This is a genomic window from Phytopseudomonas daroniae, assembly GCF_004327275.1.
In the GTDB taxonomy this organism is placed as follows: domain Bacteria; phylum Pseudomonadota; class Gammaproteobacteria; order Pseudomonadales; family Pseudomonadaceae; genus Aquipseudomonas; species Aquipseudomonas daroniae.
This window is the reverse complement of record NZ_QJUJ01000009.1, coordinates 1-25515: the sequence shown is the minus strand read 5'-3', so window position 1 is coordinate 25515 and position 25515 is coordinate 1. Positions and strand designations below refer to the sequence as shown.

At 65.1% G+C, this 25515-nt stretch carries 20 protein-coding genes and 1 tRNA gene; 10 read left to right on the top strand and 11 right to left on the bottom strand.

Annotated features, from left to right (window positions below):
- Positions 1–16: 16 nt before the first annotated feature.
- The 4 genes from DNK10_RS19230 to DNK10_RS19215 all read right to left on the bottom strand — a co-directional run bounded on the left by DNK10_RS19230 (position 17) and on the right by DNK10_RS19215 (position 2856).
- Positions 17–93 (bottom strand) — tRNA-Val (locus tag DNK10_RS19230).
- Positions 94–422: 329 nt separating this feature from the next.
- Positions 423–1382, bottom strand: a complete 960-nt coding sequence (locus tag DNK10_RS19225; protein ID WP_131180494.1) for a PA2778 family cysteine peptidase — start codon at positions 1380–1382, stop codon at positions 423–425.
- Positions 1367–1768, bottom strand: coding sequence for a PA2779 family protein (locus DNK10_RS19220; protein ID WP_131180495.1), 402 nt, complete (start codon positions 1766–1768; stop codon positions 1367–1369). Before DNK10_RS19220 ends, DNK10_RS19225 begins: the two co-directional genes overlap by 16 nt.
- A gap of 194 nt (positions 1769–1962) precedes the next feature.
- On the bottom strand, positions 1963–2856 hold the full coding sequence (locus tag DNK10_RS19215; protein WP_131180496.1) for a LysR family transcriptional regulator: 894 nt from the start codon (positions 2854–2856) through the stop codon (positions 1963–1965).
- Between the two features lie 158 nt (positions 2857–3014).
- Between DNK10_RS19215 and dkgB the strand changes: the two genes are divergently transcribed.
- Complete coding sequence (gene dkgB, locus DNK10_RS19210; protein WP_131180497.1) at positions 3015–3818, top strand: 2,5-didehydrogluconate reductase DkgB; 804 nt, start codon at positions 3015–3017, stop codon at positions 3816–3818.
- Here the strand turns inward: dkgB and arfB are convergent.
- A complete protein-coding gene (gene arfB / locus DNK10_RS19205; RefSeq protein WP_042552863.1) occupies positions 3815–4228 on the bottom strand; it encodes an alternative ribosome rescue aminoacyl-tRNA hydrolase ArfB in 414 nt (137 codons plus the stop codon). The genes dkgB and arfB overlap by 4 nt on opposite strands.
- Before the next feature lie 148 nt (positions 4229–4376).
- Between arfB and DNK10_RS19200 the strand changes: the two genes are divergently transcribed.
- A complete protein-coding gene (locus DNK10_RS19200) occupies positions 4377–5510 on the top strand; it encodes a metal-dependent hydrolase (protein WP_131180498.1) in 1134 nt (377 codons plus the stop codon).
- Positions 5511–5665: 155 nt separating this feature from the next.
- On the opposite strand, the gene DNK10_RS19195 is transcribed toward DNK10_RS19200, so the two are convergent.
- From DNK10_RS19195 to hppD, 6 genes are all read right to left on the bottom strand, one after another.
- Positions 5666–7621 (bottom strand): methyl-accepting chemotaxis protein, encoded by a 1956-nt coding sequence (locus DNK10_RS19195; RefSeq protein WP_131180499.1) that lies wholly within the window; start codon positions 7619–7621, stop codon positions 5666–5668.
- A 282-nt stretch (positions 7622–7903) separates the two neighbouring features.
- The gene (locus tag DNK10_RS19190; protein ID WP_131192669.1) at positions 7904–9292 is read right to left on the bottom strand and encodes an amino acid permease; all 1389 of its coding nucleotides are present in this window, start codon (positions 9290–9292) and stop codon (positions 7904–7906) included.
- A 104-nt stretch (positions 9293–9396) separates the two neighbouring features.
- Positions 9397–10047, bottom strand: coding sequence for a maleylacetoacetate isomerase (maiA, locus tag DNK10_RS19185; protein WP_131192668.1), 651 nt, complete (start codon positions 10045–10047; stop codon positions 9397–9399).
- Between the two features lie 123 nt (positions 10048–10170).
- A complete protein-coding gene (locus DNK10_RS19180) occupies positions 10171–11151 on the bottom strand; it encodes a fumarylacetoacetate hydrolase family protein (protein ID WP_131192667.1) in 981 nt (326 codons plus the stop codon).
- Positions 11151–12290: a homogentisate 1,2-dioxygenase gene (locus DNK10_RS19175; RefSeq protein WP_131180503.1), complete on the bottom strand. Its 1140-nt coding sequence runs from the start codon at positions 12288–12290 to the stop codon at positions 11151–11153. Before DNK10_RS19175 ends, DNK10_RS19180 begins: the two co-directional genes overlap by 1 nt.
- Before the next feature lie 3 nt (positions 12291–12293).
- Positions 12294–13388 carry a 4-hydroxyphenylpyruvate dioxygenase gene (hppD, locus tag DNK10_RS19170; RefSeq protein WP_131180504.1) on the bottom strand — a complete coding sequence of 365 codons (1095 nt, stop codon included), beginning with the start codon at positions 13386–13388 and terminating at the stop codon, positions 12294–12296.
- Positions 13389–13686: 298 nt separating this feature from the next.
- Here hppD and DNK10_RS19165 point away from each other — a divergent pair, with 298 nt between their 5' ends.
- The 8 genes from DNK10_RS19165 to DNK10_RS19130 all read left to right on the top strand — a co-directional run.
- Positions 13687–14289: a hypothetical protein gene (locus tag DNK10_RS19165; RefSeq protein WP_131180505.1), complete on the top strand. Its 603-nt coding sequence runs from the start codon at positions 13687–13689 to the stop codon at positions 14287–14289.
- A gap of 119 nt (positions 14290–14408) precedes the next feature.
- Positions 14409–15185: an efflux RND transporter periplasmic adaptor subunit gene (locus tag DNK10_RS19160; RefSeq protein ID WP_131180506.1), complete on the top strand. Its 777-nt coding sequence runs from the start codon at positions 14409–14411 to the stop codon at positions 15183–15185.
- The gene (locus DNK10_RS19155) at positions 15182–16501 is read left to right on the top strand and encodes an efflux RND transporter periplasmic adaptor subunit (RefSeq protein ID WP_131180507.1); all 1320 of its coding nucleotides are present in this window, start codon (positions 15182–15184) and stop codon (positions 16499–16501) included. Before DNK10_RS19160 ends, DNK10_RS19155 begins: the two co-directional genes overlap by 4 nt.
- Before the next feature lies 1 nt (position 16502).
- Positions 16503–18599 (top strand): site-2 protease family protein, encoded by a 2097-nt coding sequence (locus DNK10_RS19150; RefSeq protein WP_131180508.1) that lies wholly within the window; start codon positions 16503–16505, stop codon positions 18597–18599.
- A 317-nt stretch (positions 18600–18916) separates the two neighbouring features.
- Positions 18917–19444: a GNAT family N-acetyltransferase gene (locus tag DNK10_RS19145; protein ID WP_131180509.1), complete on the top strand. Its 528-nt coding sequence runs from the start codon at positions 18917–18919 to the stop codon at positions 19442–19444.
- Between the two features lie 9 nt (positions 19445–19453).
- Entirely contained in the window at positions 19454–19801 is a 348-nt protein-coding gene (locus tag DNK10_RS19140) for a DUF6916 family protein (protein WP_131174587.1), read from the top strand.
- Complete coding sequence (locus DNK10_RS19135; protein ID WP_131192666.1) at positions 19798–20415, top strand: phage tail protein; 618 nt, start codon at positions 19798–19800, stop codon at positions 20413–20415. The genes DNK10_RS19140 and DNK10_RS19135 overlap by 4 nt, the downstream gene beginning before the upstream one ends.
- Before the next feature lie 61 nt (positions 20416–20476).
- Positions 20477–25515, top strand: a 5039-nt coding sequence (locus DNK10_RS19130; RefSeq protein WP_131192665.1) for a DUF4347 domain-containing protein, incomplete at its 3' end; no start/stop codon positions are given.

The window sequence follows — 25515 nt, the reverse complement described above, 5'->3', positions numbered from 1 at the left end:
CGACCATTTTTAAATTTGGTAGGCACAATTGGATTCGAACCAACGACCCCCACCATGTCAAGGTGGTGCTCTAACCAACTGAGCTATGTGCCTGCTGTGGGTGCGCATTCTACGGAGGCGCGCTGAAGAGTCAATACCCTTTTTCGCTAACTGACTAAAAAAACTGAGTTTTTTGGGTTTGCTGCGATGAAAGCATGGTCATAGTGTGTTGCGCCCAGCGTACCCGTAGGGTGGAAAACGCTTCATCTTTCCACCATTGCGATCGCACGCGGAACGCCTATGCCGGCAACGATACGAAACCATGTGTGGATGAAAAGAGCATCAGCTACGCACCCTTCCCCATCCTACCGCAGCCCTAACGCGGATAAGCCCGCCTGCAAAAACGGCGCTCATCGAGCGCCGTTCTGTTTTGCGTGAATCCGTTATTGGGCCGGGCAGGCAATGGGGGCCGTGCATTGGCCGGATACGTTGCCTTGCTTGCCAATGACGCTGAAGCGTTCGTCGTCCGGCGCCAGTCGCTGGGCACACTGACGGGCGCTGGTGGCTTCGGCCTTGCAGCCGCGCTCATCCATTACCTGGGACAGGTTGAACCAGCCCGCGGCGAAATCCGGTTGGCGGCTGACGCTCTCGCGTAACGCGGTTTCGGCGCCGCGCAGGTCACCGCCGGCATAACGGCTATTGGCCAGGGCAAACCAGCCTACGGCCTGCTCCGGCCAACGCTGGGTCGCGGTGCGATAAGCGTGCTGGGCGGCATCCTTGCGGCCGACCTCTTCCAGGTCTGCGGCGGCCTTGAGCCATACGGTCGGTTCGGCGGTAGCTGGCAACGTGTCCGGGGACATTGTCACGACTGCCCAGCGACTGCCTCGCGCCCAGGTTTTATCGAATGCGGCGAAGTCGGTCACCCAGCGTCGCGTGGTACCGGAGCGCAGAATGAGCGTCTGCTCGCGGCGGTCGTAGCCCACCAGCACCGCGAAATGCCACTGCGGGTACCAGTCGAACGCCAGGTTCTGCAGCACCAGCACGGGGTTGCCGGCGGCCACTTCGGCAAGCAGCGCATCGAGCTTCGGCTTGAGCGGGTAGACGAGCAGATCGTGGGAGCGCGCCGCAGCGACCATTTCCACCTGCAGGCTGCCTTCGCGACCCGGGATGTAGACCTGGTTCTGCAGGAAACCTGGCGTTGTCAGCACACCGCGCTGGTTGAGCATGGTCGCCAAGGCAGCCGGCCCACACTGGTAGGCAGTCTGCGGATAAAAGGGAACGCTGCTGAGTTCGACTCGCTCAGGCAGGCGCTCGGCCTCCGGTGAAAGAACCGGAGACCTGGCGCATGCACTGAGCAGGACGATCAGAAGTGAAGCGAGTAGTGGTCTTAGCGATTTATGCATTTCACGAAACTGAAGAGGTTTGTGGCGCAGAGCATATCGGTGATGATGAAGATCACCAAGAACAACACGATCACGCCAACTACACCGGCACCGGCCGGCGCTTCAGACAGTTGCGCATTGAATTGCGACAGTTCGGCGCTGGTCAGGTTGTTGATGCGGTTTTCCACCTGATCACGCTCGACACCCATGGCGAGCAGCTTTTCCTTGACCTGCTGATCGTCGAGCATCGACAGCAGTTGCTGACGGTCGACCTGCTGTTGCTGCTCGGTGAGCACTTCACCCGTACCGATCATCGCGGCATTGGCGAGTGGAACCTGAACGATCATCAGGACATGGAACACTGCCAGCATGGCAGCCAGACGACGAAAGAATGGGGATGTGGTCATTTTGGTATCTCCTTATCAACCATAATCCTAGACCCCTGTGGCAGACAGCCAGTTCCACCTATATCCGCGGCCCCTTCGATATGCGCTGTAGCCCAGTAAAATCGGGCGCTCGGGCGCGCATCGACAACGCCCCGAAACGGCGAAAACCGGCCCGAAAAGCCACCCGCTCCTTGCACGCCCGAAACCGCAAAAACTCAAGCCGTCGCACCCAGCTGACTGCTCAGGTAATCGAGAAAACAGGTGATGCGCGAAGTGAGCGCGGTATTACGGTAGTAGACGGCGTGGATCGGCTGACGGACTTCCACGGTGTGCGCCGTCAGGATCTGCACCAGATCACCAGCGGCGCGGTCGCGATGGGTCATGAAATCCGCCAGGCAGACGATACCGGCGTCAGCCAGAGCCAATTGCCGCAACGTTTCACCACTGGATGCCTGCAGGCTGGGTTCGATGGTCAATCTATCGCCCAAAGGATGACGCAACGGCCATTGGTTAAGGCTTTCCGGCTGGGTGAAGCCGAGCAGGCTGTGCGCTTTCAGCGCCTCGACGCTGGCCGGCACACCATGGGTTTCAAGATAAGCCGGGCTGGCCAGCACGCGCAGGCGATTGCTACCCAGTGGCCGGGCATGCAGTGTCGAGTCGCGCAGCGGGCCGATGCGGATCGCCACGTCGGTGCGCTGCTCGATCAGGTCGATTATTTCATCGCTGCTGTGCAGCTCCAGTTCGATATTCGGATAACGCTCACGAAAGCCCTTCACCAGCGGCACCACCGCATGCAGCATGAACGGCGCGGCAGCGTTGATGCGCAACCGCCCGGCCGGCGTCTGCCGACGCACGCGCATCTGCTCCTCGGCCTCCTCGACGCTATCGAGAATGCGCCGTGCCTGGACGAGAAAAGCCTGACCTTCTTCGGTCAGTTCCAGACGTCGGGTAGTACGTTGCAAGAGCGTGACATCGAGCTTTTCTTCCAGCCGACTGAGAGCCCGGCTAATGCCCGAAGCGGTCTGCCCCAGTTGCTGCGCGGCGGCACTGATGGAACCGCTGGCCACCACGGTGCTGAAGGCAAGGAGTTCGTCGAGGGTGGTCTTCATGGGCGCCATTCGTGAGTGCAGGTCAAATATGTTCTGCATGAGACGCGGTTTTTCCGCATAAGTCCACGCTACATACTGGTTCACGAATCCAGCGCAACAACCTCTGGACAGCGCTGTCAGCTACAGACAATCGTCCATTCCATATAAGGAGCCTCTCAATGCAGCAGATTCCCGCCCTCGGCCTCGGCACCTTCCGCCTCAAGGATCAGCAGGTCATCGACTCGGTACGCAACGGCCTGGAGCTTGGCTACCGGCATATCGACACCGCGCAGATCTACGGCAACGAGGCAGAAGTGGGTCAGGCCATCGCCGAAAGCGCCGTGCCGCGCAGCGAACTGTTCGTCACCACCAAGATCTGGGTCGACAACCTGGGCGCAGACAAACTGATCCCCAGCCTGGAAGAAAGCCTGCGCAAGCTGCGCCTCGATCAGGTCGATCTGACGCTGATCCACTGGCCTTCGCCCAAGGATGAAATCCAGGTGGCCGAATACATGGCCGCGCTGCTGGAGGCCAAGGCCGCTGGCCTGACCGCACTGATCGGGGTCTCCAACTTCACCAACGCGCACCTGCAACAGGCCATGGAAGTGGTCGGCGCCGATCAGATCGCTACCCACCAGGTGGAAGTCCACCCGTTCCTGCAGAACCGCAAGGTAGTCGAATTCGCCAAGGAGCATGGCATTCACCTGACCGCCTATATGCCGCTGGCCTACGGCAAGGTCATGACCGATCCGGTGATCCAGGACATCGCCGCCAGGCACGCCGCCAATCCGGCTCAGGTCGCGCTGGCGTGGGCTCTGCAGCAGGGCTTCGCGGTGATTCCGTCGTCGACCAAACGCGCCAACCTGGAAAGCAACCTGGGGGCGCTGCAGTTGACGCTCAGCGAACAGGACATGGCCGCCATCGCCAAGCTGGAGCGCGGCGAGCGCCTGGCCAATCCGGATTTCGCCCCGCACTGGGATTAGAAGTCGACCTTGCCCCTGCCCGCCTTGATCGCCCCGCGCTTGGTCTTGCCTTCCAGCCGACGCTTTTTCGAGCCGAGGGTCGGCTTGGTCGGGCGCCGGGCCTTTTCGGTTTTACCCGCCGAACGAATCAGCTCCGCCAGCCGCTCCAGGGCGTCGGCGCGGTTCTGCTCCTGAGTGCGATATTGCTGGGCCTTGATGATCACCACGCCATCGGCAGTGATGCGGCTGTCACGCAGGGCCAGCAGGCGCTCTTTGTAGAACGGCGGCAATGACGACGCCTGGCTGTCGAAGCGCAGGTGCATGGCGCTGGACACCTTGTTGACGTTCTGCCCGCCCGCGCCCTGGGCGCGGATCGCGGTGAGTTCGACTTCGTCGTCAGGCAGATGAATGCTGTTGGAAATGACCAGCATGGTGCGCCTTGTCTGGGGTGGGCATGCAGGATAGCCCATGGCAGACGCAGCATGGTTGAAACCTTTGCTTGAAATTTCCTTCTACGAATAACCAAGCGCTCAAGTAAGTTAAGCGGCCGCACCTCATTACAGAGCACGAGAGAGCCCCATGGACTCGATTACCCAAGCCGTACTCGGCGCCAGCATTCAGGGCGCCTTGCTGGGTCGCTGGCAGGGACGCAAGGCTCTGCTCTACGGTGCGGTGCTGGGCACCCTGCCGGATCTGGATGTGGTCATCGATTATGGCGACTCGGTAGCCGCCATGACCTACCACCGTGGTTTCAGCCATTCGCTGTTCGTGCTCAGCGGCTTCGCCCTGCTGCTGACCTGGCTGCTACGACAGTGGCGACCAAACCCAGGTTATTCGGCGCGACGGCTGTTTCTGGCGATCTGGCTGGTGTTGATCACCCATCCGCTGCTCGATGCCTTTACCAGTTACGGCACGCAACTACTCTGGCCTTTCGCCCCCACGCCAGCGGCCTGGTCGAGCATCTTCATCATCGATCCGATCTACAGCCTGCCGCTGCTTGGCGCGGTGATCTATGGCCTGATCAGTGGATTGCGTGACAAGGCCAACCCAGCCATCAACTGGGCCCTGGCCTTCTCTACCGTCTACCTGGCCTCGACCCTGGGCGGCAAATACATGGCCGAGCATCGGGTGGAAAAGGAACTCGCGCGCCAGGGTATCGAGGCGGAGGCCATTTTCAGCTCGCCAACGCCTTTCAATACGCTGCTGTGGCGGGTCATCGTGATCGAAGGCGAGGATTATCACGAAGCGCTGGTCGGCTGGTTCGACGGCACGCCGCCAGTGCTGGAACGAATACCGCGCGGCGCGGCGCTGGGCGAGGCGCTGAGCGACTCGCTTCCCCATCAGCGACTGAAGTGGTTCACCAATGACGTGCTGCGCTACGACCGGATCGGCGACCATCTGGTGGTGACCGACATTCGCCTGGGCATGACGGGTTTCCACCCGTTCCGCTTCGACTTCGCCCATTGGCAGGGTGATCTCTGGCAGGTGCAGCCCTATATCGAGCGCTGGCCAACGGAGCGTGGTGACATGCAACGCCTGGCTTTGCTCTGGCAGCGCATCTGGCAACCTTCCACACCAGTACCGCTGGCGCTCTGGGCCAGCGAGCTGAGTCACTACCCGCAAGGCGACAGCTCACCACCCGATACCGACCTCGCACCCGGCCGCAAAGCCGCCAGCTCAGCGAAGAAGGACGCCGCCGACCCGGCGCTGTAAAGCGATAGCCGGGCTATGTGGGGCTGGTGTTCATCCACCAGAGCGGTGGGTCTGTGACATCGATGGTGGAACGGTGAAGCGGGTTCCACCCTACGAAAAGCAGACCGTGGTTGAGCGGAGCGAAACCCGGGAAACGCTCCCGGGTATCGTTGGCTTCAGGTTCGGAACTGGCGCACCAGACCTTGCAGCTCGACGCCAAGGCGCGCCAGTTCGGCGCTCGAGGCCGCGGTCTGCTGGCTGGCACTGGCGCTCTGCTCGCCGATATCGCGTACCCGGGTAATGCTCTCGCTGATGGTTTCCGCAACGGCGCTCTGCTCTTCCGCTGCCGCAGCGATCTGCTGGTTCATCTGCTCGATGGTGCTCACCGCCTGAGTGATGCGGCCAAGGGCATCGCCTGCCTCGCCCGCCAGGCTCACGGTACGCTGAGTCAACGTGCGGCTACCTTCCATCTGGGTGGCAGCACCATTGGCCAGGCGCTGCAGATTGGCGATCAGATTTTCGATTTCCTGGGTCGAATCATGGGTGCGACGCGCCAGTGCTCGCACTTCGTCTGCCACGACAGCGAACCCACGGCCCTGATCGCCCGCACGGGCGGCTTCGATGGCGGCATTGAGCGCCAACAGGTTGGTCTGCTCGGCGACCGCACGGATCACTTCCAGCACGCTGCCGATACGCCCACTTTCCTGGTTCAGCTCCTGCATGACTTCGGACGACTGCTCGACTTCCTGGGCCAGCTTGCCGATCTGACTGATGGCCTGCTGCACCACCTGATTGCCCTGCTGGGCTTCACGGTCGGCATCGGCGGCGGCCAGCGAGGCCTGCTCGGCGTTCTGCGCCACTTCCTGCACGGTGGCCGCCATCTGGTGCATGGCGGTGGCGGTCTGTTCGGTTTCCAGCTTCTGGGTCTGCACGCCGGCACTGGTCTGGGCGGTGATCGCCGAGAGCTGCTCAGCCGCCGCGGCGATTTGCCCGACACCGCCGCCAATGCGGCCGACCAGATCGCGCAGGCTGCGGGTCATGCCCTGCATGGCTTCGAGCAGTTGGCCGAGTTCGTCGTGACGATCCTGAGGCAGATCCTGGCTCAAGTCGCCCTCGGCGATGCGGCGGGCGAAGGCCACGGTCTGACGTAGCGGCGCGACGATGGAGCGACTGATGCTCAGCGCTGCGAACAAGCCGATCAGCACCGCCGCGACACCCATGCTGGCAAACACCAATATGGCGTTACGGCTGCCATCGGTCATGCTCTGCTCTTCGATATTCTTGGCCTGCTCGGCCAGCACCAGCACCTGATCGGCCTGCTGCAACATGGCCGCATCGCCGGCCTTGCTCTGCTCATATACCTGCTGATAGTTGGTAAAGGCCTGCTGATAATTACCGAGCGCCTCCAACGCGGCTTCGATGGCACGCTTCTGGTCATCGTTGAGCCATACCATCAGCCCGTTGGCCGATGATTGCAGGTCATAGCTGACGAAGTTCCAGTCTTCCAGCGCAGCCGGCGAGCCGTCGATGATGAACTGACTTTCGTGGCCACGCAGTTCGAGCATGCGCTTGCTGAGGTTGGAGGCGGTTTCCGCCAGGGTCAGCGGGTCGCTGCCGCGTAACTGGTCGCCGGCCAGGCGCAATTCACGCACGGCGTCGTACATGCCCAGCTCGATCATCTCGAACTGGCTGCGCGCCTCCTCGGCCGCCTCGGCCATCTGGGTGCGAGCTTCGGCGGCGCGTACCTGCAGTTGCACACTGGCATCGAACTGCTGCAGATAATCGGCAGTGGCAGTGTCCATGCCTTGCAGGCGCTCGCGCTCGGCGGGTGTGGCACTGGCGATCAGCTCGGCCAGCCCGGCCCGTACCTTGGCGAGTTGCTCACGCATGCGCTGCGCGTCGGCCTCGCTGTGGCTCAAGGCGTAATCACGTTCCATGCGCCGCGCACCGAGTATCTGCGCATCTATGGTCGACAGCCCCAGGGACTGGGCGTGCCCCTGCATCACCGCCTGCACGGCGACGAAGCCGCTACCGGTCACGGCAACGGTCAACAAGAGCACCAGGCCAAACCCCATCAGAAGTTTCTTGCCCACGGAAAGGTCGACGAACAGTCGAGTGGCAGAATGCAACATCCTAAGCGGCTCCATTTGTTTTTATAGACTGCAGTGCACGAGCGCCTCTACAGCGGCGCTATTCATGGCTCTCGAAAGGTCATCGGCCACGTGGCGCAAAGCCTTAGCGAAAAAGGCCCGGTGAGCGGCGATATTGAGTGGCCACTATACCTTCACGCGTCCGGCGAGGATTGTCGCAAGGCAACAAAAGGTCGCAGCGTGGCGACCAATGGTCAGCAGATTGGCGCAAATGGCACCCGCAGTGCCTGGCACTGCGGGTGCTCGAAACGGCGGCTCCGGCGGTTACCGCCCCAGTCTGCGCTGGCGCAGTTGATAGCAGCCCCAGATGAACAGCAGCCAGAACGGGATGGCGAAGACCGACATGCGAATGCCTGGAATGAACAGCATCACGCCGAGGATGAACAGCACGAAGGCCAGGCACAGGTAGTTGGCGAAGGGGAACCAGAACGCCTTGAACGAAGGCTCCACGCCCTTGGCCTGCATGGCCTTGCGGAACTTGATGTGGGCCAGGCTGATCATCGCCCAGTTGATCACCAGGGCAGCGACCACCAGGGACATCAGCAACTCCAGCGCGCTCTTCGGCACCAGGTAATTGACCACCACGCAGAGCAGCGTGAACGTCGCCGAGAAGAAGATCGCCAGCACCGGCACGCCACGCTTGTCGACCTTGAGCAGCGACCTGGGCGCATTACCCTGCTCCGCCAAGCCGTAAAGCATGCGGCTGTTGCAGTATACGCCGCTGTTGTAGACCGACAGCGCCGCGGTGAGCACCACGAAGTTGAGGATGTGCGCGGCGGTGTCGCTGCCGATCAACGAGAAGATCTGTACGAAGGGGCTGCTGCCGTAGGAGTCGCCACCCGCGGTCAGGGTTGCCACCAGGTCGTCCCAGGGGTGCAGCGACAGCAGCACGGTCAGCGCGCCGATGTAGAAGATCAGGATGCGGTAGACCACCTGGTTGATCGCCTTGGGGATCACCGTCTTCGGCTGATCGGCCTCGGCCGCTGTAATGCCCACCAGCTCCAGGCCGCCGAAGGAGAACATGATGATGGCCATCATCATCACCAGCCCCGATACGCCGTTGGGGAAGAACCCACCGTGGCTCCACAGGTTGCTCACCGAAGCCTGTTCACCGCCTGCACCGCTGAACAACAGGTAGCAGCCGAGCAGGATCATGCCCATGATCGCCACCACCTTGATGATCGAGAACCAGAACTCGGCCTCGCCGAACACCCGCACGTTGGTCAGGTTGATCGCGTTGATGACCACGAAGAACACCGCCGCGGTAGTCCAGGAGGGAACCTCCGGCCACCAGTACTGCACGTACTTGCCCACCGCCGTGAGTTCGGCCATGCCGACCAGTACGTAGAGCACCCAGTAGTTCCAGCCCGAGAGAAAGCCCGCGAACGGCCCCCAGTAAGCATGCGCGAAGTGGCTGAAGGAGCCGGCTACCGGCTCTTCGACGATCATTTCGCCGAGCTGGCGCATGATCAAGAAGGCGATGAAGCCGCCAATCGCGTAACCGAGGATCATCGACGGCCCGGCGGACGCCATGACCCCAGCGGAACCGAGGAACAGACCGGTTCCGATGGCACCGCCCAGGGCGATCAATTGAATATGACGGTTCTTCAGGCCGCGCTTGAGCGGGCCTGTCTGGAGCATTTCGCTTGGCATCTCTCACCTGTGGGTGATCGACCGTGACGGGATCGAACCCGCTCGGCTCGTGGCCTGGCGGAATGGCTTGGGTTGTTTCTCGCTCGCAGTTACCGACCGGCGGCTCACTGCGCGTCGGGCTGGGCATCCGGCGCGGCTTGCCGAAACGCCTCGAGGGCTTCACAGCGTGCGGTCAGAGCGAGGATGCGAGGGTACGCATCGAGGTCACAGTCGAAACGGCGCGCATTGTACACCTGTGGAATCAAACAGGCTTCCAGATAGCCGGGCCGCTTACCGAGGGAAAATGTTTCACCGTACGCCATCAGCCCCTGCTCCACGGCCGCCAGGCCTTCGGCCAGCCAATGCCGGTACCAGGCGCTTTTCTCCTGTTCGGACGCGCCCAGCTCGCGCCCGAGATACTGCAGCACCCTCAGGTTGTTGAGCGGATGCACCTCGCAGGCGATATGCAGCGCCATGGCACGCACCGCCGCGCGCTCGAGCGGATCGCCCGGCAGTAGCGCCGGCACCGGAAAGATCTCGTCGAGGTATTCGAGAATCGCCAGGGACTGGGCGATCCGCACGCCACCGCTCTCTTCATCCACCAACAATGGCACCAGCCCCTGAGGGTTCAGCGCCTTGTAAGCCTCCCCATGCTGTTCACCGCCGTCCCTGACCAGGTGCACGGGCACCTGGCGATAGCTCAGTCCCTTGAGGTTGAGCGCAATACGCACCCGGTAGGCGGCGCTGGAGCGCCAGTAGGAATACAGAGTAAGCATGGCAGTCTCCACATTCGTAGGAGCCCCGCCCCGGGGCGAATCGTGCGGCCAGCACAAATTGCGCGATAAGGCAGCTATTGCTTCGCGCCGAGGGCGACGCTCCTACACAAGCCAGATTCGCGGCTAGAGATAGCGTTCGACCTGCTGATCGATGGCGCCGAAGATGCTTGCGCCAGAGGCATCGAACATCTCGATGCGGACCCGGTCGCCGAACTTGAGAAACGGCGTTTTCGCCTCGCCGTGTTCGAGCACTTCCAGCATGCGTTTTTCGGCCAGGCAGCTGGAACCGGCACTGCGGTCGTAGTTCGAGACGGTGCCCGAGCCGATGATCGTGCCGCTGCCCAGAGGCCGGGTGCGGGCGGCGTGGGCGATCAGCGTGGGGAAATCGAAGGTCATGTCGGTGCCGGCATCGGGCTGGCCGAACAGCCGGTCGTTGATATGCGACACCAGTGGCCGGTGCACCCGCCCCTCACGCCAGCTATCGCCCAGTTCGTCCGGCGTGACCGCCACCGGCGAGAAACTCGACGACGGCTTGCTCTGGTAGAAGCCGAAACCCTTGGCCAACTCGCCGGGAATCAGGTTGCGCAGCGACACATCGTTGACCAGCAGCAACAACTGGATGTGCCCGAGTGCCTGGGCAGGCGTGGCTCCCATGGGCACGTCGTCGGTGATCACTGCCAGCTCGGCTTCCAGATCGATGCCCCATGCTTCGTCGCCCAGGCGGATCGGCGCGTGGGGCGGGATGAAGGTGTCCGCGCCGCCCTGATACATCAGCGGCTCGTGCCAGAACGACTCGGGCATCTCGGCGCCGCGGGCCTTGCGCACCAGCTCGACATGATTGACGTAAGCACTGCCATCGGCCCAGTGATAGGCGCGCGGCAACGGGCTATGGCAATCGCCCTGGTGGAAATCGAATGCGCCGGACTCCAGACCGTCATTGAGGCGCTGATAAACCGATTCCAACTGCGGCCGCTTGCTCGCCCATTCATCCAGCGCAGCCTGCAGCGTATGAGCGATCTGCGGCACGGCAACGGCGCGGGACAGATCGCGGGAAACGACCACGAGCACGCCGTCGCGGCCCTGGTTCAGTGATGCGAGTTTCATCAGGATTCCTTACCCGGCGCGCGCCAGGAATTCACGTACTCGGCGACATCCACCGCAGCGGCGGCGTCAGCCACTTCCAGGGCACGGCGCGTGTCGATCATCACCGCCACTTCTTCGGCGAAGGTGGCCGGATCGGTCTGCGCCTTCTTCAGCGCCTTGGGATGTGGCCCATGAGGGAACCCGCAAGGGTGCAGGGTGACCATGCCGGCTTCGATATTGTCGCGGCTGAAGAAATTGCCACGGTGGTAGAACAGCACTTCGTCGTAGTCGTCGTTGTTGTGGAAGAACGGCACCTTGAGCGCACCGGGGTCGGATTCCACCGGTCGAGGCGTGAAGGTGCAGACCACGAAACCATTGGCGACGAAGGTGGTGTGCGCCGAAGGCGGCAGGTGATAGCGATGGCTCATCAGCGGGCGGATATCGCGCCAGTTCAGACGCACCACAGTGTTGTCACCGTGCCAGCCCACTGCATCCAGCGGGTTGTAGGGATAGGTCACGGTACTGATCTGGTTACGCCGCTTGATGCGGATCTGCCAGGTTCGCTCGTCCTGCTGGGCCTTGAAGGCGTCATCGATATGTGGGTGATCGAGCACCGCCGGGTCGAAGATCGCCTGGGGGCCGAGCAGGCCCTTGTCGGGCAGTTGATAGGCACCGTCGGTGTTCTCGATCAGCAGGAAGTGGCTGGGCGCCGTCGGCTCGATACGCCAGGCGGTGCCACGGGGAATCAGCAGGTAATCGCCGTCGCGGTATTCCAGGTGACCGAAATCGCAGTAGAAGTGCCCTGCTCCGTCATGCACGAACAGCAGTTCGTCGCCATCGCTGTTGCGTACCAGGTGATTCATGGCGCCGGCGGTCTTCCAGACGCGCAGGCGGATGTCGGCGTTGTGCAGGGTCAGCGGCGCTTGCAACGGGCAATCGTGCTCGCTGGGGATCTGGTTGAAGTTGAAGGCGTGGGGCCGCAACGGCCCCTGCCAATCGACCCAGCCGGTGGGTGGGTGCTTGTGATGCAAGTGGGTCACGGGGCCGAAGAAACCCTCACGGCCCATTTCCCGCTCGTAGGTCTCGGCCGGAAAATCGCAGTGAGCCTGGCGCGAGTGCTCGCCTTCACGCAGGGGAAAACTGATCCATTTGCGGCTCATGGGTTACTCCTCGGTGATCACGCCGCGACGCAACTGATCCTCTTCGATGGATTCGAACAAGGCCTTGAAGTTGCCCTCGCCGAACCCCTGGTTGCCCTTGCGCTGGATGATCTCGAAGAAGATCGGGCCGATCACCGTGTTGGTGAAGATCTGCAGCAGAATGCCGTCATCACCGGGCGCGCCATCGATCAGCAGGCTCAGCTCGCGCAACTCGTCCAGTGACTCGCCGTGCCCGGCCACGCGCTGGTCGACCTTCTCGTAGTAAGTGTCCGGCGTGCTCATGAAGGCTACGCCGTTGGCTTGCAGCTTGCGCACGGTGGCATAGATGTCATCGGTGGACAGCGCGATGTGCTGGATGCCCTCGCCGTGGTACTCGCGGATGAATTCCTCGATCTGCGACTTGTCGTCCGCCGACTCGTTGATTGGGATGCGGATCTTGCCGCAGGGCGCGGTCATGGCTCGGGAAACCAGGCCGGTGAGCTTGCCTTCGATACCGAAATAGCGAATCTCGCGAAAGCCGGCGATGCGCTCGTAGAAACCGGACCAGACATCCATTTGCCCACGCTTCACGTTGTGGGTGAGGTGGTCGATCATCTGCAGACCGACGGCGTTGTCGTCCGGGCCGCGGCCTTCGATGAATTCGAAGTCCACGTCATAGATGCTGTGTTCGCCGCTTTCGTTGGCATAACGGTCGACCAGATACAGCAGCGAGCCGCCGATGCCCTCGACGCAGGGAATGTTCAGCTCACCGAAGTTGGCGTGGCTGCCCACCAGGGTAGCGCCCTGCTGCTCGACATAGGCCGCCGCCTGGGCGGCGTTCCTGACCCGGAAGGCCATGGCGCAGGCGCTTGGCCCGTGCTTCTCGGCGAAGGCGTGCACGTGGCCGGTCGGGCTGCCATTGAGGACGAAGTTGATGCCGTGCTGCTGGAACAGCCAGACCTGCTTGCTGCGATGCTTGGCCGTTTCGGTGAAGCCCATGGAAGTGAACAGCTGGCGCAGCTGCTCGATGCCTTCGGGCGTGGGAGCGGTGAATTCGACGAATTCGAAACCGTCGGTTCCGATGGGGTTGTGCTGTTCGATCTTGGCCACGGCGTTCATGGGTTGTCCTCGTTGTCGTTATGGCTCCATAACAATCGAGGGAGTGATCAGGGGCAAGGCCATCGACCTGATCGTAAAGACCTACCGGGAGACACAGTGGCAAGGCTTCAATACATGCCGGGTGTACTGCCCAGTGATTCGGTGACTCCCAAGCCTCCAACCGCGCCAGCTTCGTAAACTTTTCTTTACGGAATGGTCGATTTCGCTGCCGATGGGATGAGGACTGAATAGCAGGGCAGACAATCGCAAATGATGCCAGAATGACATCAATCCAAGATGAGCCGACAACGAGGCCGCCATGAGCAGTGAAACGCCTTCCGAAGCCAAGAGCGCCGCCGCGTTCGATCTCGCGCCCGATAGCGATGAGGAGCGTCTGGACAGGCTGGAAAAAGCCAACCGTCTCAACCGCATACTGATCTTCGTGTTGGCGCTGCTGCTGTTCATCGTGCTGTCCAGCCTGGCCACGGCCGCCGTGGTGAAGATGCTGGCCGACGAACCACCGCCCTTCGACCCGCAAGCCTTCGCCACCCTGCAACACCGCGCCGAAGCACTGGAGAAGGAGCTGACCGGCCTGAAACAGGATCAGACGCGCCAGGATGCCTTGCTGAAACTGGCCACGGCTCCGCTTCCTTCCCCCTCGGCAGCCGCCGCTCCTGCAGCATCGCCCTCCCAGGACATTGCTGCCTTGCAACTCATGAGTCGCACTCTGCTTGGCCAGGAACAGAGTTTCCAGCAGAGCTTGCAGGCATTGAAAAGCGGCATGCGCGATCTGGCCGATATGATTCCCGGCTCACGCAGCTGGCTGGACGACTACAACGAGGAGTTGGACAAAGCCGTCAACGCCAGCGTGCAGCGGGCCAAGGCCGTGCAGCAATGGGCCGCCAGGCTGCCACAGCAATAGCGAATCTGGCCCCGGCAAAGATCCCGTTCTCGCCCCATTCATGACCTCGGAATCGGGTAATGTGCGCCGGACGGCTTATCTCGTACACTGCCTACACTCAACGTGCACGGACGCTTCCCATGCAACACACTCTCAAATGGATCTGCGCGGCGCTCGGCCTGATCAGCGCTATGGTCAGTGCCGATGAATTGCAGTTCGAGCTCATTCCGGATACCCCCGCCACGACCGTTGCGCAACGCAGCGCCCGCGGGGTTCTGCGCGCCCGCGACCAGGCCGTGCTGTCCAGTGAGCTGGCCGGACGCATCGTCGAAATGCCCTATGCCGATGGCCAGGATTTCAAGAAGGGCGAGGTCTTGGTTCGCTTCGACTGCAGCGCCTATCAGGCCCAGCTCAATGCCGCCCAGGCCGCCGTGCGCGCCGCGCGTGAGGAACTCAATCACAACCAGCAACTGGCCGCCCTCAACTCGGTCGGCCGCTTCGAAGTGACGCTGGCCGAGGCCAGACAGGCTCAGGCCCAGGCCGAAGCCCAGGTGTATCAGGTACAGGTCAAGCGTTGTGCCGTCAGCGCCCCGTTCGACGGTCGCCTGGTGCAGCGCAAGGTGCAGCCCCACGAAAGCGTGGCCAGTGGCACGCCCCTGCTGGAGATAGTCGACAACCGCACCCTGGAAGTGCACCTGCTGGTGCCCTCGGCCTGGCTGAACCGGCTCGAGCCCGGTGAGCGCTTCGAGTTCACCCCGGATGAGACCGGCCAGCCGCTGCAGGTCGAGGTCAGGCGCCTCGGCGCGCGTATCGACGAAGGCAGCCAGACCCTCCTGCTGATCGGCGCTCTGCCCGAGGCGGCGCCGGGCCTGCTGGCCGGTATGAGCGGCAGCGCGCGTTTCCCGGTGACGCCATGACCGCCCAGGTGGCCGGGCCAGTGGAGCGGGCCTTCGCCCAGTTCATCGCCCTCGAACAGCAGGCGCGGGCCGCGGCGGACACCGATGCCCTGGCCTATGTGCTGGTCAACGATGGCCAGGCGCTGTTCGGCTACCGCCACGCCGCCCTGCTGATCGCCGGCCGGGTCAGGGCCGTGACCGGCATCAGCGTGGTCGAGCCGAATGCCCCGTTCGTCGCCTTCGTCGAAAACGCCGCGCGCCAGTTGCTCGCCCAGGGCCAGTCGGACAAGGCCCATACCGTCGACCCGGCGACCCTGGACGAACAGACCCTGGCCGACTGGCGCGGCCTGTCGGCGGGCTCGGCGTTCTGGCTGCCGCTGCTCGACCGCCGCCAGCAAGCCTTCGGCGGCCTGTGGATCGCCCGTGACCAGGCCTGGAGCCAGGCCGAACAAGCCCTGCTCGCCCCGCTCGGCAACGCCTACGGCCATGCCTGGCTGGCCTTGCAGCCACGCAAGCCATGGCGCCTGCGCTGGCCGAAAAAGAAGATCGCCGCCGTGCTGGCCGCCGCCCTGCTGTTGCTGCTGGTGCCGGTACGCCAGTCGGTACTGGCGCCAGCCGAGGTGGTGCCGCTCGACGGCCAGGTGGTGGCGGCGCCCCTGGACGGGGTGATCGTCGAATTCCTGATCGAGCCCAACCAGCCGGTGCGCAAGGGCGATACCCTGCTGCGTTTCGACGCCACCGGCATCCGCGCCCAGGCGGACGTCGCCAGTCGCAGCCTGAGCGTCGCCGAGGCCGAGCTCAAGGCCAATGCCCAGCGCGCCTTCGCCGATGCCGAGGCCAACGCCCGCATCGACCTGTTCGCCGCCCGCGTCGAACAGAAGCGTGCCGAGCTCGTCTATGCCCGCGAACTGCTGGCACGCAGCGAGGTGAAGGCCGAGCGCGACGGTATCGCGGTGTTCGCCGACGCCCAGCGCTGGATCGGCAGGCCGGTGCAGACCGGCGAACGACTGATGGAAATCGCCGAACCGAGCCAGGCCGAACTGCGCATCGAACTGGCCGTGGCCGACGTCCTGGACTTCGCCGCGGACGCGCCGGTCGCGCTGTTCCTCGACAGCGACCCGTTGCATCGCCACGACGCCCGCCTGCGGCGCGTCGCCTACGAGGCACAGACGACCGCCAGCGGCCAGTTGGCCTATCGCCTCGACGCCGCCTTCGACGAGGCGCCGCCGCGCATCGGCCTGCGCGGAACCGCCAAGGTCTACGCCAGCTCGGTGCCGCTCGGCCTCTACCTGCTGCGCCGGCCCCTGGCGGCGCTGCGCCAGACCGTGGGTTTCTGAGGTGCGCCTGCCCGCCCTGCGCCCCGACCTGCAGCTGTCGGACGCCGCGCCGGCGAACGACGGCGCCCCCCGCTGGATCCTCGCCGACCCGCTGCGCGGCCGTTACTTCCAGCTGGGTGAGGCGGCCATGCGCCTGTTGCGCCACTGGCCCCTGGGTGAGGTGCGAGGGGTGCTCGCCGCCGCCAACCGCACCCCCGGCGTACCGCTGGGTGACGACGACCTGGAGCAGATGCTGCGCTTTCTGCGCGAGCACGACCTGATCGCCGCCAGCGACGCCGAACAGCGCGCCGGCTACGCGACCAGGGCCGCCCTGCTGCGCCAGTCGCCGTGGAAAAAGGCACTGCACCAGTATCTGTTCTTCCGCATCCCGCTGTGGCGCCCGGACGCCTTCCTCGAACGCAGTTGGCCCTGGCTGGCGCGCTTCGGCCCCGGCCTGCTACGCCACGGCCTGCCGCTCACCCTGCTGCTGGGCATCCTCCTGGCGGCGCGCGACTGGGAACGTTTCATCGCCTCCTTCCCGCACCTGTTCAGCCTCGGCGGCATGCTCGCCTTCGGCGTGGCCCTGGTGTTCGCCAAGCTCTGTCACGAGTTCGGCCACGCCTACATGGCCAAGCGCGCCGGCTGCCGGGTACAGAGCATGGGCCTGGCGTTCATGGTGCTGTTCCCCCTGTTCTACACCGACGTCAGCGACGCCTGGCGGGTCAGGGAGCGCCGCTCGCGGCTGCTGATCGGCGCCGGCGGCATGCTCGCCGAACTGCTGCTGGCCTGCATCGCCCTGCTCGCCTGGTCGCTGCTCGAGGACGGCCCGCTGCGCACCGCCGCCTTCCTGCTCGCCACCGCGACCTGGATCACCACCCTGCTGGTCAACCTCAACCCCTTCCTGCGCTTCGACGGCTATTTCCTGCTCAGCGACCTGTGGGGCGTGGAAAACCTGCAGGGGCGGGCCTTCGCCCTGTGTCGCTGGCGCCTGCGCGAAATCCTGTTCGGCTACGGCGAGGCGATGCCGGAACCGCTGCCGCCGGACCTGCGTCGGCGCCTGCTGTGCTGGGGCTACGCCTCCTGGCTGTGGCGGGCGCTGCTGTTCCTGGGCATCGCCCTGGCGGTCTACCACCTGTTCTTCAAGCTGCTCGGCATCGTCCTGATGCTGGTCGAACTGGTCTGGTTCATCGGCCTGCCGATCTGGCGCGAGATGCGCGAATGGTGGCGCCGGCGCAACCACGCCCACCCACCCAGGCTGCTGCTGAGCGCGACCCTGGCGTTGGCCCTGATGGCCGTGCTGGTGCTGCCCTGGAGCGCCGGCGTCGAAGTGCCGGCGTTGCTCGAGGCGCAGCGGGTGAGCGCCGTGCACGCGCCGGTGCCGGCGCGGGTACGGGCGCTGCAGGTGATCGACGGCCAGACCGTGCAGGCCGGCGAGGTGCTGCTGGAACTGGAATCGCCGGATCTCGACTCGCGGCTGGTCATCGTCCGCCGCGAGATCGACGTCCTCCAGTTGCAACTGCGTCGCCAGGCCGGACGCAGCGAAACGGTGGCCGAAGCCGCTATCCTCGAGCAGAACCTCGCCGAGGCCCTGGCCGAATACCGCGGCCTGCAGGCCCGACGCGAACGCCTGCAACTGCGCGCCCCCCATGCCGGCACGGTACGCGACCTGCAGGCCGACCTGCGCAGCGGCCGCTGGTTGCCAGCGCAGTTGCCTTTGCTGCAAGTGGTGGAAACCGGCACGCGCCTGCGCGGCTATCTGGCCGAGAAGGAGCTCTGGCGCCTCGAGGCAGGCGCCGAAGGCCGCTTCATCAGCGATGACCCGTCCCGCGCCACGATCCGCGTACGCCTGGAACAGGTGGACGCCACCGGCACGCCGCACCTGCAACTGGAGGCCCTGGCCTCGGATCGCCAGGGGCCGATCGCCGTGCGCCGCGACGACCGGGGCCGCGCCGAACCGCTGCAGGCCCAGTACGGCGTGCGCTTGCGGGCACTGGAGGAACGACCCGCGCCACCCCAGCCGCTACGCGGAGTGGTGCACCTGCACGGCCAGGGCGAATCGCTGCTGGGCGCCGCCTGGCGGCGGGTCGCCGCCCTGGGGATCAGGGAAAGCGGGTTCTGAAGCGCCAGGGTCTGTTGCCGTTTCAGCACGCGCCGGCAACAGACCCCAACCAGTCCAAATGGACTATATCCAGTCTTGCTTGATTCGCTCTACAATCGACAGGGCTAACATCCTTTTGCCATCACTGCCGGGCATGCGCGGCGACACGCTCGAGCTGCCTGCGGACGTGCATGACAGCCATTCTCGACTATTCTTCGAGCTGGCTTCGCACTGCTCCGCAGAGACGGCATCGAGCCGTACCGCCGGGCTCGTATGCAGACCCGGCATCACCGAACAAAGGACGCGGCTGCCCATTCTCTCGGCAGACAGGAGCAAGGATGTCGAACCCAGCACCCGTAGCAGTTCGCCCCATCTCGGCAACCGATATGGACTTCCTGCGCCACCTGTACGCCACCACCCGTGCCGATGAAATGGCCCATACCCAGTGGGACGAAACGACCATCGCCCACTTCCTCGCCCAGCAATTCGATACCCAGCATCGTTACTATCAGGCCCATTACCCGGACGCGCAGTTCCTGCTGATCGAAAACGGCGATCGGCCCATCGGTCGCCTGTACCTGTCCTGGGGGCCGAGCAACCTGCAGATCATCGATATCGCCCTGCTGCCCGAACACCGCGGCCTGGGTATCGGCAGCCATCTCCTGCACGAGCTGATCGAGCGCGCCGATGCGCTCGGCCTGAGCATCGGCCTGTACGTCGAGACCTACAACCCGGCACTGCGCCTCTACCGGCATCTCGGTTTCCATCGGGTCGGTGAAAACGGCGTCTACCTGGCCTTGCGTCGGCCGCCCCGCGGCGAAGCAGCCGCACCAGGTGCCGACGCGCACCTGCAAGCCCTGCCCTGAGGAGCGGCCATGTACCCGATGCCCACCCTGGAACGCCTCGCGCAATCGCGCAATACCTGCTTCCAGCTATGGATAGCCCCCGAACGGGCCCTCGACGTCGAACTCCTCCAGGTCGCCGAGGGCCAGCCCATGACGCCGGAGCACCAGACGTTCAGCGCCTTCTTCGCACTCCCCGAAGGCAGCCTCCTGCCGCAGGCGGTGTACCGGTTGTCGGCACACGGTGAGGAAGGCTGGCCCGTGCTGATGACCCCGGCAGCGCCGGAAGCGGATGGACGTCCGGTGCTGCAAGCCGTTTTCCATTGGAAAAAACCGCTGGACCAACCCGCAACCACGAAAAGCGCAGGAGAAGCGAGATGAGCGATCCATTCCTCGGCGAGATCAAGATGTTCGGCGGCAACTATGCACCGTACGGCTATGCCTTCTGTGACGGCAGCTCGGTGCCGCTCAACCAGAACCAGGCACTGTTCTCCCTTCTGGGAATCACCTACGGCGGCGACGGTGTCAGTACTTTCGCCCTGCCGGATCTGCGCGGCCGCAGCCCGGTGGGCTTCGGCCAGGGCCAGGGGCTGTCGCCGATTGCCCTGGGCCAGTCGGCCGGCAACGAGAGCGTGAGCCTGAGCCTGGCCCAGTTGCCGCCGCACTCCATCCAGATCCCCGCGCACAGCGCGAGCGTCACCGTCTCGGGCAGCGTGGGCATCCCCGTATCCAGCGCCACCGCAACCGTCGCCTCGCCGGTCGGCGCGGTACCAGCGGCGCCCGCCAGCAGTGGCCGTCCATTCCCGGTGTACGGCAGCGCCCAGAGCGGCAGCGACACCCTGGCCCCGTTCGACCTGAGCCTGAAGAGTTCCGTCGACATACCCGCGGTGCAATCCCAACCCGTCGGCGAAGGGCTGCCGCTGCCCGTGCGCACGCCCTACCTGGGCGTCAACTTCATCATCGCGCTGCAGGGCATCTACCCCTCGCGCGGCTGATCGCAACACCGTCCCCGCGAACGCGGGGACGAAACGACAATGCAAGGTGAGGAAGCGTGTCATGTGGTGGAACAGGATAGCCCGCAAGCAGTCGCCTGGCATGCCGGCCAGGGCCGCCCTGGTTCAGGCGCTCGAACCGCGGATGATGTTCGATGGCGCGGTCGCCGCCACCCTGGCGGAGACCGCGGATGCCCAGCCGACGGACGCCGCCGCCACAACGGACATTGCCAGTTACGAGATGGCCGCCACGGCCAGCGGCGGGACAGCGCCGGGACGCCAGGAGGTGGTGTTCGTCGATGCCCAGGTGCAGGACTACCAGCAACTGCTCGGCAGCCTGCAGCCCGGCACGGAAGTGGTGGTGCTGGACAGCGGGGCCGACGGGCTGCAGCAGATCGCCGACTATCTGCAGGGCCGTTCCGGCATAGACGCCATCCACCTGCTCAGCCACGGCGACGTCGGCAAGCTGCAACTGGCAGGCCAATGGCTGGACAGCGGCAGCCTCGAAGCCCGCTCCGACCTGCTGGCGTCCATCGGCCAGGCCCTGACCGACGATGGCGACATCCTCCTCTACGGCTGCCAGGTCGGTGCCGATGGCGCGGGAAGTGCTTTCCTCCAGGCACTGGCTGCAGCGACGGGAGCGGACGTCGCCGCCTCCGACGACCCGACCGGCGCCAGCGACAAAGGCGGCGACTGGACACTGGAAGTCAGCCTGGGGTCGATCGAGACCGCCAGCCTGACCGGCTTCGACGCCTATGCGAGCCTGCTCGCCGCCCCCTCCAGCGAGAACTTCGACGGGGTGGCGGTGGATGCCAGCGGCTACAGCTTCGGCGACAGCCCGCGGGTGATCAATGGCTGGACGATCCGGCTGCTGGATGCCGCGGGCAACGATGCCCCGGACTACATCGACGTGACGCAGAACGCCAACGATACGGCCCTGGCAGGGAGCGGCGATGGCGCACTCGCTCTCACCGGCTACTACGGCGAGGCCCAGGCCGCCCAGTTCCAGTCCACCTCCGGCGATGCCTTCTGGTTGCGTTCCTTCAGCCTGGAGAACAACACGGCCAGTTCGGCCCTGCGCGTGGTGGGCTACCGGGACGGCGTCATCGTCGCCAGCCAGGACATCACGGAAACCAACCTGGATGCCCTGGGCAGCACCATCACCCTCGATCACAGGCTGGACCAAGACTGGCAGAATATCGATGAATTCCGCATCGTCCAGCAGGACGGCTCGGCCGACATCCTGTTCTACGTCGACGACATCAGCGTCGACGCGGCCAACCTGCCGCCGGTGATCGGCAACCTCGACGGCGACAGCAGCAATTTCATCGAAGGCAGCGCCCCCGTGCTGCTCGACGTCGGCAGCAATGCCACCGTGATCGATGGCGACTCCAGCAATTTCAGCGGCGGCAACGTCACCGTCACCCTCGTCGCCGGCGGTGTGGCGGGCGTGGATGTCCTGGGCATACGCAACCAGGGCACCGGTGCCGGACAGATCGGCGTATCCGGCACCAACGTCACCTACGGCGGCACAACGATCGGCACCTTCACCGGCGGCAGCAGCGGCAATGCCCTGGTCGTCACCTTCAACGCCAATGCCAGCGCCGACGCGGTACAGGCCCTGGTACGCAACCTCACCTACGCCAACCAGAGCGACAATCCGGGCGCCTCCCAACGAACCGTGCAGGTCACCGTCACCGACAGCAACGAAGGCACCAGCAATCCGGCCAACGTGGTGCTCAGCATCACCCCGGTCAACGACGCGCCGACCCTCAGCGCAACCGGCAACAGCGTCACCTTCACCGAGAACGGCTCGGCGGTGGATCTGTTCAGCAACGTGAGCGTCGGCACCGTCGAAGCGGGTCAGACCATCACCGGCCTGACCCTGGCCGTGTCCAACGTCGCCAACGGCGCCAGCGAGATCCTGCGCATCGACGGCACCGACATCGCGCTGTTCGACGGCAATACCGGCACCACCATCAACGGGGTTACCTACAGCGTCAGCGTCACCACTGGCACCGCCACGCTCACGCTCACCTCCAGCGGCCTGGCCACGGCCACCGCGCAGAGCCTGGTGGACGGCATCACCTACCGCAACGCCAGCGAGGCGCCCACCACCACCGCACGCACGGTGACGCTGACGTCCATCACCGACAGCGGCGGCATCGACAACGGCGGCAGTGATACCCGCTACCTGGCGATCGCCGCCAACGTGGCCGTCGTCGCGGTCAACGACGCCCCCACCCTTTCCGGAGGCCCCTACGCCCTGCCCGCCACCAACGAGAACACCATCTCCACCGGCACCCTGGTTTCCACCCTGCTCGCCGGCCTGAGCCATGCCGACGCGGATGGCCCCGCCGCCGGCATCGCCGTGACCGTCACCGCCGGCAGTGGAACCTGGCAGTATTCGCTGGACGGCAGCAGCTGGAACAACATCGGCACCGTCTCCGGCGCGGCCGCGCTGCTGCTCTCCGACACGACCTGGGTGCGCTACGCGCCGGACGGCATGAACGGCGAAACCGCCACCCTCACCTTCCGCGCCTGGGACCAGACCAGCGGCGCCGCGTCCACCAACATGACCCGCAGCACCGCCGACACCAGCAACAACGGCGGCAGCACGGCATTCTCCAGCGGCATGGCGCAGGCCAATATCGTCGTGCAGGCCGTCAACGACGCCCCCATCAACGTCAGCCTGAGCAACACCACGGTCGCCGAGAACAGCTCGACCGCCACCGAGCTGACCATCGGTACCCTCACCTCCACCGACGTGGACATCGGCGACAGCCACAGCTACAGCATCGTCGGTGGCACGGACGCGGGGGTCTTCGTCATCGTCGGCACCCAGCTGCGTTTCCAGGCCGGCACCGTGCTCGACTACGAGACCCAGAGCAGCTACACGGTCATCGTGCGCAGCACGGACTCCGGCGGCGCCTGGCTCGACAAAGCCTTCACCATTACCCTCACCGACGTCAACGAAGCCCCGATAGTCGCCACGCCGCTGGCCGACCAGACCGGCGCCGTCGGTGCCGCCTTCTCCTACACCGTGCCGGCCGGCGCCTTCGCCGATCCGGATGCCGGTACCACGCTCAGCTACAGCGCCACCCTGACGGACGGTAGCGCGCTGCCCGCGTGGCTGCAGTTCGACGCCGCCAGCCGCACCTTCAGCGGCACACCCGGCGCCGATGGCGCGATCAGCGTGCGCGTGACCGCCAGCGATGGCAGCCTGAGCGTGTACGACGATTTCACCCTGACGATCACGCAAGCGCCTCCCGAGGTGACGGGCATCGTGCGCGCGGGCGGTGCCGCCCAGTGGACCAATGCCGACACCCTGGTCTTCACGGTCACCTTCAGCGAAGCGGTGACCGGCGTGGACGCGAGCGACTTCTCACTGAGCACGACCGGCACGGCGGTGGGCAGCCTCACCGCCATCCAGACCTCGGACAACATCACCTACAGCGTGACGCTCACCGGCATCAGCGGCGACGGCACCCTGCGCCTGAACCTCAACGCCAGCGGCACTGGCATCGCCAACGGCAATGCCAGCCCCATCGCGGGCGGCTACAGCAGCGGGGAAATCTACATCCTCGACAACACCGCGCCCAGCACGCCCAGCCTCACCATCGCGCCCGCGTCCGACAGCGGGACGCTCGGCGACCGTATCACCAACGTCACCACGCCCACGCTCACCGGCACGGCGGAGGCGAACAGCAGCGTCCGCCTCTACGACAGCGACGGCACCACCCTGCTGGGCATGACCACGGCCGACGGCAGCGGCAACTGGAGCATCACCAGCAGCGCCCTGGCCGAGGGCAGCCACAACCTCACCGTCACCGCCACCGACGCGGTGGGCAACATCTCGGGCGCCAGCGCGACGTTGGTTCTGGTCATCGACACCACCGCGCCCGCCACGCCCGCCGTGACCTCGCCGGCCCTGAGCAACAGCGCGGCACCGCTGCTGAGCGGCACCGCCGAAACCGGCAGCACCGTGACCATCAGCATCGGCGGCGCGACCTATACCACCGTCGCCAGCAGCGGCGCCTGGAGTCTCGATCTGGCCAGCGCCACCCCGGTCGCCGGCGTCCTGGCGCTGAACGCCAACGGTGCCAACCCCGTTTCGGTCACCGCCACCGACGCCGCCGGCAATGTCTCGGCCACCGCCTCGCAGACCCTGCTTATCGATACCACCGCGCCCACCGCGCCCGCGGTGACCTCGCCGGCCCTGACCAACAGCACGACACCGCTGCTGAGCGGCACCGCCGAAACCGGCAGCACCGTGACCATCAGCATCGGCGGCGCGACCTATACCACCGTCGCCAGCGGCGGCGCCTGGAGCCTCGACCTGGCCAGCGCCACACCGGTCGCCGGCGTCCTGGCGCTGAACAGCAACGGCGCCAACCCGCTCAGCGTCACCAGCACCGATGCGGCGGGCAACACCTCGAGCGCCGCCACCCAGACCCTGATCATCGACACCGCCGCGCCCACCGCGCCAGCCGTGACCTCGCCGGCCCTGACCAACAGCACGACACCGCTGCTGAGCGGCACCGCTGAAACTGGCAGCACCGTGACCATCAGCATCGGCGGCGCGACCTATACCACCGTCGCCAGCAGCGGCGCCTGGAGTCTCGATCTGGCCAGCGCCACACCGGTCGCCGGCGTCCTGGCGCTGAACGCCAACGGTGCCAACCCCGTTTCGGTCACCGCCACCGACGCCGCCGGCAATGTCTCGGCCACCGCCTCGCAGACCCTGCTTATCGATACCACCGCGCCCACCGCGCCCGCGGTGACCTCGCCGGCCCTGACCAACAGCACGACACCGCTGCTGAGCGGCACCGCTGAAACCGGCAGCACCGTCACTGTCAGCATCGGCGCTGCGACCTATACCACCGTCGCCAGCGGCGGCGCCTGGAGCCTCGACCTGGCCAGCGCCACACCGGTCGCCGGCGTCCTGGCGCTGAACAGCAACGGCGCCAACCCGCTCAGCGTCACCAGCACCGATGCGGCGGGCAACACCTCGAGCGCCGCCACCCAGACCCTGATCATCGACACCGCCGCGCCCACCGCGCCAGCCGTGACCTCGCCGGCCCTGACCAACAGCACGACACC

What these genes read in the sequence shown, in the direction of transcription:
- DNK10_RS19225 (WP_131180494.1), bottom strand. Translation starts at nt 1,382, where the DNA reads ATGCATAAATCGCTAAGACCACTACTCGCTTCACTTCTGATCGTCCTG.
- DNK10_RS19220 (WP_131180495.1), bottom strand. Translation starts at nt 1,768, where the DNA reads ATGACCACATCCCCATTCTTTCGTCGTCTGGCTGCCATGCTGGCAGTG.
- DNK10_RS19215 (WP_131180496.1), bottom strand. Translation starts at nt 2,856, where the DNA reads ATGAAGACCACCCTCGACGAACTCCTTGCCTTCAGCACCGTGGTGGCC.
- dkgB (WP_131180497.1), top strand. Translation starts at nt 3,015, where the DNA reads ATGCAGCAGATTCCCGCCCTCGGCCTCGGCACCTTCCGCCTCAAGGAT.
- arfB (WP_042552863.1), bottom strand. Translation starts at nt 4,228, where the DNA reads ATGCTGGTCATTTCCAACAGCATTCATCTGCCTGACGACGAAGTCGAA.
- DNK10_RS19200 (WP_131180498.1), top strand. Translation starts at nt 4,377, where the DNA reads ATGGACTCGATTACCCAAGCCGTACTCGGCGCCAGCATTCAGGGCGCC.
- DNK10_RS19195 (WP_131180499.1), bottom strand. Translation starts at nt 7,621, where the DNA reads ATGTTGCATTCTGCCACTCGACTGTTCGTCGACCTTTCCGTGGGCAAG.
- DNK10_RS19190 (WP_131192669.1), bottom strand. Translation starts at nt 9,292, where the DNA reads ATGCCAAGCGAAATGCTCCAGACAGGCCCGCTCAAGCGCGGCCTGAAG.
- maiA (WP_131192668.1), bottom strand. Translation starts at nt 10,047, where the DNA reads ATGCTTACTCTGTATTCCTACTGGCGCTCCAGCGCCGCCTACCGGGTG.
- DNK10_RS19180 (WP_131192667.1), bottom strand. Translation starts at nt 11,151, where the DNA reads ATGAAACTCGCATCACTGAACCAGGGCCGCGACGGCGTGCTCGTGGTC.
- DNK10_RS19175 (WP_131180503.1), bottom strand. Translation starts at nt 12,290, where the DNA reads ATGAGCCGCAAATGGATCAGTTTTCCCCTGCGTGAAGGCGAGCACTCG.
- hppD (WP_131180504.1), bottom strand. Translation starts at nt 13,388, where the DNA reads ATGAACGCCGTGGCCAAGATCGAACAGCACAACCCCATCGGAACCGAC.
- DNK10_RS19165 (WP_131180505.1), top strand. Translation starts at nt 13,687, where the DNA reads ATGAGCAGTGAAACGCCTTCCGAAGCCAAGAGCGCCGCCGCGTTCGAT.
- DNK10_RS19160 (WP_131180506.1), top strand. Translation starts at nt 14,409, where the DNA reads ATGCAACACACTCTCAAATGGATCTGCGCGGCGCTCGGCCTGATCAGC.
- DNK10_RS19155 (WP_131180507.1), top strand. Translation starts at nt 15,182, where the DNA reads ATGACCGCCCAGGTGGCCGGGCCAGTGGAGCGGGCCTTCGCCCAGTTC.
- DNK10_RS19145 (WP_131180509.1), top strand. Translation starts at nt 18,917, where the DNA reads ATGTCGAACCCAGCACCCGTAGCAGTTCGCCCCATCTCGGCAACCGAT.
- DNK10_RS19140 (WP_131174587.1), top strand. Translation starts at nt 19,454, where the DNA reads ATGTACCCGATGCCCACCCTGGAACGCCTCGCGCAATCGCGCAATACC.
- DNK10_RS19135 (WP_131192666.1), top strand. Translation starts at nt 19,798, where the DNA reads ATGAGCGATCCATTCCTCGGCGAGATCAAGATGTTCGGCGGCAACTAT.